At 61.9% G+C, this 7152-nt stretch carries 6 protein-coding genes; 1 reads left to right on the top strand and 5 read right to left on the bottom strand.

Going from position 1 to position 7152, the window contains the following annotated elements:
- The 5 genes from WBR57_RS10100 to exaC all read right to left on the bottom strand — a co-directional run.
- The coding region (locus WBR57_RS10100) for a GNAT family N-acetyltransferase (RefSeq protein WP_424083706.1) at window positions 1–447 on the bottom strand (447 nt) is incomplete at its 3' end.
- Window positions 448–539: 92 nt separating this feature from the next.
- Window positions 540–1373, bottom strand: a complete 834-nt coding sequence (gene eutC, locus WBR57_RS10095; RefSeq protein WP_424083705.1) for an ethanolamine ammonia-lyase subunit EutC — start codon at window positions 1371–1373, stop codon at window positions 540–542.
- Window positions 1370–2764: an ethanolamine ammonia-lyase subunit EutB gene (locus tag WBR57_RS10090; protein WP_424083704.1), complete on the bottom strand. Its 1395-nt coding sequence runs from the start codon at window positions 2762–2764 to the stop codon at window positions 1370–1372. The genes eutC and WBR57_RS10090 overlap by 4 nt, the downstream gene beginning before the upstream one ends.
- Window positions 2765–2817: 53 nt before the next feature.
- Window positions 2818–4251: an ethanolamine permease gene (eat, locus tag WBR57_RS10085; protein ID WP_099603282.1), complete on the bottom strand. Its 1434-nt coding sequence runs from the start codon at window positions 4249–4251 to the stop codon at window positions 2818–2820.
- A 209-nt stretch (window positions 4252–4460) separates the two neighbouring features.
- Window positions 4461–5981, bottom strand: coding sequence for an acetaldehyde dehydrogenase ExaC (exaC, locus tag WBR57_RS10080; protein WP_424083703.1), 1521 nt, complete (start codon window positions 5979–5981; stop codon window positions 4461–4463).
- 272 nt (window positions 5982–6253) lie between these two features.
- On the opposite strand from exaC, the gene WBR57_RS10075 reads away from it, so the two are divergent.
- On the top strand, window positions 6254–7152 hold an 899-nt coding region (locus WBR57_RS10075), incomplete at its 3' end, for a sigma-54-dependent Fis family transcriptional regulator (protein WP_424083702.1).

Genomic DNA, 7152 nt, shown 5'->3' with positions numbered 1-7152 from the left:
GATGGGCAGCGTGTAGTTCTTGAACTCGGTGTCCTCGCGAAACCCGATCGACTCGTAGGTCTTCTGCGCCACCAGGTTGTCACTGCTGGTCGACACGCGTAGCCGCACCGCATGGGTTTCCTTGGCCATTTTTTTCGCCGTGCGCATCAGGTTATCCGCCACCAGCTGGCGCCGCGCGTCTTCAGCTACGTAGATGTCATTCAGAATCCACACGCGCTTGAGCGACAGCGACGAGAAGCTCGGATACAACTGGCAGAACCCAAGCAGTTTTTTGTCGTCATCATCCGCCAGGGCCAGATAGATCACCGACTCCTTGCGGCGCAGGCGCTTTTCCAGAAACGCCCGCGATGAATCAGGAAAGGGCAGCGCCCCGTAAAACTCGCGGTATTTGACGAACAGCGGGGTCAACAGGTCCAGGTGTTCCAGGGTCGCTTGAGTAATCCGCATGCCAGGCCTCAACTTCCAAATGGGGTATGACCACACAAGCGGCCGTGACTTGATGCTGCCTAAAGGCGCGAAAAATCGCAATCGTGCCGGCATCAGTCCATCGGTGGGCTCAGCAGGAAGTTGCCCTTCATCAAGTCCGGGTCGTCGGATTCGATGGTTTGCAACTGTGCCTCATCCTTCAGATTGACCCCCGACAGCTGCCGGCGACACGCCTCTCGCATTAAGTAAAGCAGGCGATGGGCTGCCATGCCGTAGCTCAACCCTTCCAAACGCACATTGGAGATGCAGTTGCGGTAGGCATCGGTCAGGCCGACCTTGGGGTTGTAGGTGAAATACAGGCCCAGGCTGTCCGGCGAACTCAGACCGGGGCGTTCGCCGATCAGGATCACCACCATTTTGGCCCCAAGCAGTTGCCCGATTTCATCGGCGACCGCCACGCGGCCCTGTTCCACCAGGATCACCGGTGACAGCGACCACCCCTCAGCGTGGGTCTGTTCCTCCATGCGTGTAAGAAACGGCAAGGTGTGTTTATGCACGGCCAGCGCCGACAGCCCATCGGCAACCACCACGGCCAGGTCCACGCCGCCGGGGTTGGCGGCGGCGTAGTCGCGCAGGGTTTGCGCCGATTCATCACTCAGGCGCCGCCCCAGGTCCGGGCGTTGCAGGTACATATGCCGGTCAGTGGCGGCGCTGTGCAGCAACAGGCTGTCACGCCCGCGCTCGGCCATTTGGCTGCTCAGGCCTGCGTGGTCGAACGGCAGGTGCACCGCGTCGCGCGCCTGGGCGTGGGCGAACTGAAAATCCAGCTGGGCTGTGGTGGGAATGCTGGTGCCGGTGCGGCCGAGCGCAATCCGCGCCGGTGTGAGGCGGCGCAGTTCCAGCCAAGGGTTGTCAGGCAGTTCTACTTGCACGGGCGGCTCCTTCATCCCAATTGCGCCAACGCGTGGCGAAACGCCGGTGGCAGGCTGTTGCCGAAATGCACCTTGCCGTCGGCTTGCGTGAAGATGCCCATTTTCGCCAGCCACTGCTCAAATTCAGGGGCCGGCTTTAAGCCCAATGTCTGGCGGGCGTACAGGGCGTCGTGGAACGAGGTGGTCTGGTAGTTGAGCATGATGTCGTCGGAGCCGGGGATGCCCATGATGAAGTTGATCCCGGCCACGCCCAGCAGGGTCAGCAGGGTGTCCATATCGTCCTGGTCGGCTTCGGCGTGGTTGGTGTAGCAGATGTCGCAGCCCATCGGCACGCCCAGCAGCTTGCCGCAGAAATGGTCTTCAAGGCCGGCGCGGATGATTTGCTTGCCGTTGTACAGGTACTCCGGGCCAATAAAACCGACCACGGTGTTCACCAGAAACGGTTTGAAATGCCGGGCCACGGCATAGGCGCGGGTTTCGCAGGTTTGCTGGTCGACGCCAAAGTGCGCGTTGGCCGACAAGGCGCTGCCCTGGCCGGTTTCGAAATACATCAGGTTCTGCCCTTTAGTACCGCGGTTCAGGCTCAGCCCCGCGTCATAACCCTCCTGCAGCACGCTCAGGCTGATGCCGAAACTGGCGTTGGCTGCCTCGGTGCCGGCAATCGACTGAAACACCAGGTCCAGCGGCACGCCCCGGTTGATCGCCTCGATGGAGGTGGTGACGTGGGTCAGCACGCAGGCCTGGGTGGGGATCTCATAGCGCTGGATGATCGCGTCGAGCATCTCCAGCATCGCGCAGATCGAGGCGATGCTGTCGGTGGCCGGGTTGATGCCGATCATCGCGTCGCCGTTGCCGTAGAGCAGGCCGTCGAGAATGCTCGCGGCGATGCCCGCCGGTTCGTCGGTGGGGTGGTTGGGCTGCAGCCGAGTCGACAGGCGCCCGCGCAGGCCCAGGGTGCCGCGAAACTGGGTGACCACGCGGATCTTTTGCGCGACCAGCACCAGGTCCTGCACGCGCATAATCTTGGACACGGCGGCGGCCATTTCCGGTGTCAGCCCCGGCGCCAGGGCGCGTAGGGATTGTTCGTCGGCCGCGTCGCTGAGCAGCCAGTCGCGCAGGCCGCCCACGGTCAGGTGGCTGACCACGCTAAACGCCTGTTTATCGTGAGTGTCGATGATCAGCCGTGTGACCTCATCGCTTTCGTAGGGGATCAGCGCTTCTTCGAGAAAATGCTTCAGCGGAATATTTGCCAGCGCCATCTGCGCGGCCACGCGCTCGCCGTCGTTCTGCGCGGCCACACCGGCTAGAACGTCCCCGGAGCGTGCCGGGCTGGCCTTGGCCATCACGTCCTTGAGGCTGTCGAAGCGGTAGGTGTGTGCACCCACCGCGTGGGAAAAGCTTGCCATACAGTGTCTCCTTGACGACGCGAGCAGCCGCTCGCGTCGAGGTTTACGGCAGTTCAGTGCAAGGCGGCCTCTGCGGCCTGGATCGCCGCGAATTCCTCTTCGGGCGTGCCTGCTACCAAGTGATGCCGGCTGTAGAAAGCAAAGTAAGCAATTAATACTCCATAGATGATCGCGGCGCCAATCACCACCCGTGGATCCACCAGAAAGCCCGCCACCACGGCCACGCAGGCCAGTACCAGGGCCACACCGGAAGTGAAGATGCCGCCCGGCGTGCGGTACGGACGGTCCATTTTGGGGCGGCGGATGCGCAGGGTGATGTGCGCGGCCATCATCAGCACGTAGGAAATGGTCGCGCCAAACACCGCCACCAGAATCAGCAAGTCACCTTGGCCGGTCAGTGACAGGCCAAAACCGATAATGCCGGGGATCACCAGTGCCAGCACCGGCGCCTTGCTTTTGTTGGTCTGCGACAGTTTGCGCGGCAGGTAGCCGGCGCGGGACAACGCGAAGATCTGCCGCGAATAGGCGTAGATGATCGAGAAAAAACTCGCGATCAGGCCCGCCAGGCCGACCAGGTTGACGAAGCTGCCCATCCAGGTCGAGCCGCCATACGACAGCGCCAGCGCCTCCACCAGCGGGTTGCCGGATTTGATCAGCGCGTAGGTGCCGGCGCCGCCCGGTGCGATCACCAGAATCAGCAAGGCAAAGCTGGTCAGCACCACAATGGCGCCGATCAGGCCGCGAGGCAGGTCGCGTTTGGGGTTCTTGGTTTCTTCAGCGGCCAGTGGTACGCCTTCAACCGCAAGGAAAAACCAGATCGCATAGGGAATCGCCGCCCACACGCCAACGTAGCCGAACGGCAGGAAAGTGCTGGCGCCCTTGGCTTCGGTCACCGGGATGTCGAGCAAGTTGGCGACGTTGAAGTGCGGCACCATCGACACCAGGAACACCCCCAAAGCGATGGCCGCGATGGCGGTGATCACAAACATCAGCTTCAAGGCCTCGCCGACGCCGAAGATGTGGATGCCGATAAAGATGATGTAGAACGCCAGGTAAATCATCCAGCCGCCGATGCCGAACAGCGACTCGCAATAGGCGCCGATAAACACCGCGATGGCGGCGGGGGCGATGGCGTATTCGATCAGGATGGCGGTGCCGGTGAGGAACCCGCCCCAAGGGCCAAACGCGCTGCGGGCAAAGCCGTAGCCACCGCCGGCGGTAGGAATCATGGAAGACAATTCGGCCAGGGAGAAGCACATGCACAGGTACATGGTGGCCATCAGCAATGTGGCGAGGAACATGCCGCCCCAGCCACCCTGGGCCAGGCCGAAGTTCCAGCCGGCATAGTCGCCGGAAATCACGTAGGCAACGCCGAGGCCAACTAACAGCACCCATCCGGCGGCGCCCTTTTTCAGTTCGCGTTGTTGGAAATATTGCGAGTCGACTTTTTCGAAGTCGACGGAAGAACCTGTGGGTTCGCTGGGCATGGGGAAGTACCTTCCATTGTTATTGTTTAAATCGGCCTCTTTGTGCCGAATGCAATTCGCAAGTACTTATGAAGATCCAAAACTGTGGGAGGGGGCTTGCTCCCGAAGAGGGTGTGTCAGTCACTTGCTTGTTGGCTGACACACTGCAATCGGGGGCAAGCCCCCTCCCACATTTCTAACCGCATTCCAAATGTGGGAGGGGGTATTAGTTAGAAGAAACCCAACGGATTAATGTCGTAGCTCACCAGCAAGTTCTTGGTCTGCTGGTAGTGATCCAACATCATCTTGTGCGTCTCACGGCCCACGCCGGACTTCTTGTAACCGCCAAACGCCGCATGCGCCGGGTACAGGTGGTAGCAGTTGGTCCACACACGGCCTGCCTTGATCGCGCGGCCCATGCGGTAGGCGCGGTTGATGTCGCGGGTCCACACGCCGGCGCCGAGGCCGAACTCGGTGTCGTTGGCAATCGCCAGGGCTTCGGCTTCGTCCTTGAAGGTGGTGATGCTCACGACCGGGCCAAAGATTTCTTCCTGGAACACGCGCATTTCGTTGGTGCCCTTGAGCAGGGTCGGCTGGATGTAATAACCGCCGGCCATATCGCCGGTGAGCTGTTCGACCTTGCCGCCGGTCAGCAGCTGCGCGCCTTCGCCCTTGGCGATTTCCAGATAGGACAGGATCTTGTCGAATTGCTGCTCGGACGCCTGGGCGCCGACCATGGTGTCGGTGTCCAGCGGATCGCCGCGTTTGATCTGCTCGATCTTTTTCATCACGACTTTCATAAAGTCGTCGTAGATCGACTCTTCCACCAGCGCACGCGATGGGCAGGTGCACACTTCGCCCTGATTGAAAAACGCCAGCACCAGGCCTTCGGCGGCCTTTTCGATAAACGACGGTTCGGCTTTCATGATATCGGCGAAGAAGATGTTCGGCGACTTGCCGCCCAGCTCAACGGTGGACGGAATGATATTCTCGGCCGCCGCATGCATGATGTGCGAGCCCACCGGCGTAGAGCCTGTGAAGGCGATCTTGGCGATGCGCTTGCTGGTGGCCAAGGCTTCGCCGGCTTCTTTGCCGAAGCCGTGCACCACGTTCAGCACGCCCGGTGGCAGCAGGTCGCCGATCAGCTCCATCAGCACGTTGATGCCCAGCGGGGTTTGCTCGGCGGGCTTGAGCACCACGCAGTTGCCGGCGGCCAGGGCCGGGGCGAGTTTCCAGGCGGCCATCAGCAGCGGAAAGTTCCACGGGATGATCTGCCCGACCACCCCCAACGGCTCGTGGAAATGGTAGGACGCAGTGTGTTCGTTGATCTCGGCGCTGGTGCCTTCCTGGGCGCGGATGCAGCCGGCGAAGTAGCGGAAGTGGTCGGCGGCCAGCGGGATGTCGGCGTTGAGGGTTTCGCGCACGGCCTTGCCGTTGTCCCAGGTTTCGGTGATGGCCAGCAGTTCGAGGTTCTGTTCGATGCGGTCGGCGATTTTCAGCAGCACCAGCGAACGGTCCTGGGCTGACGTCTTGCCCCAGGCGTCCGCGGCGGCATGGGCGGCGTCGAGGGCTTTGTCGATGTCTTTGGCCGTGGAGCGCGGGAATTCGGCGATCGCCTTGCCGTTGACCGGCGAGGTGTTGGTGAAGTAGTTGCCATCCACCGGCGCGACGAATTCGCCGCCGATGTAGTTGCCGTACTTGGCCTTGAACGAAACGATCGCGCCTTCAGTACCGGGATGTGCGTAACGCATGGTGAGTATCTCCTGACTTTTATGTTTATTGGAGTTCAGCGGTTTTGCGCTTGATAAAGCGTAGAGCAAAGGTTGGGCCACCGCTTTGCAGGCCCGGCGAATCAAGGGCTTAAGCTGTGTTGCAAGGCGTTGCTGTCGCGCGGGCGGTACAGCCCCGGTGACAGTTTGTGCCATAAACGGTACAGCCCGTGACCGGCGAGTCGACGCGGGATTGCAATGGCCGGATGGCTGGGGGATGCTGGCTGTTCTCACGCAGGGAGAATAATAAGAACATGCATAACGATCATTTCAGTCGCCATGCCCAGCAAGTCCTGACTGTCACCCGCGGGCAGGGCCTTTCCCACGGGCCGGCCAGCGATCCGTCGATCGCCCGCTCCTGGCTGCGTTGCCTGCAGGACTACCACCTCGACCCCGCACTGACCATGGCCCCCACTGTGCTTGAACACGGTCGCCTGCTGGAAAGCCGCGAACGCCTGCAACACGTCTTGAGCATCGCCGGCAGCGAGATGAACAGCCTGCACCAACAGCTCTCGGGCGCCGGGCACGCGGTGCTGCTGACCGATGCGCGTGGGGTGATCCTCAACTGTGTCACCGCGCCATCCGAGCGCAAGATTTTCGAGCGTGCCGGGCTGTGGCTCGGCGCCGATTGGAGCGAGGCGTGCGAAGGCACCAATGGCATCGGCACCTGCCTGGTGGAGCGCCAGTCGCTGACCATTCACCGTGATGAACATTTTCGCGGCCGTCATACCGGGCTGACCTGTTCGGCGAGCCCGGTGTTCGACCCCCATGGCGAATTGCTCGCGGTGCTGGATGTGTCCTCGGCGCGCGAAGCGGTGTCGCGCCAGAGCCAGTTTCACACCATGGCGCTGGTGAATTTGTCGGCGAAGATGATCGAGAGCTGTTACTTCCTGCGCCACTTTGAAAGCCACTGGCTGCTGCGCTTTCACCTGCAGGCCGAGTCGGTGGGGCTGTTCAGCGAAGGGCTGCTGGCATTCGATGGCGAAGGGCGGATCTGCGCCGCCAACCAGAGCGCGCTGAACTTGCTGGGGCAGGTGCGCGGCGGCTTGCTGGGGCAGCCGGTGGAGGCGTTTTTCGAGTGTTCCCTCGACCAATTGCTCGGCCGCGCCAGCGCCCATGCGGCGGCCAGTTGGCCGCTGCGTACGCGTGACGG

It is taken from the genome of Pseudomonas sp. (assembly GCF_049590575.1).
Classification (GTDB): Bacteria; Pseudomonadota; Gammaproteobacteria; order Pseudomonadales; family Pseudomonadaceae; genus Aquipseudomonas.
Note: the sequence above shows the minus strand (reverse complement) of the source record. Positions and strands in the feature narration are given on the sequence as shown.

Bases quoted from the DNA above. Each gene is read 5' to 3' on its own strand.
- eat (WP_099603282.1), bottom strand. From the start codon at position 4,251: ATGCCCAGCGAACCCACAGGTTCTTCCGTCGACTTCGAAAAAGTCGAC.
- WBR57_RS10090 (WP_424083704.1), bottom strand. From the start codon at position 2,764: ATGGCAAGCTTTTCCCACGCGGTGGGTGCACACACCTACCGCTTCGAC.
- eutC (WP_424083705.1), bottom strand. From the start codon at position 1,373: ATGAAGGAGCCGCCCGTGCAAGTAGAACTGCCTGACAACCCTTGGCTG.
- exaC (WP_424083703.1), bottom strand. From the start codon at position 5,981: ATGCGTTACGCACATCCCGGTACTGAAGGCGCGATCGTTTCGTTCAAG.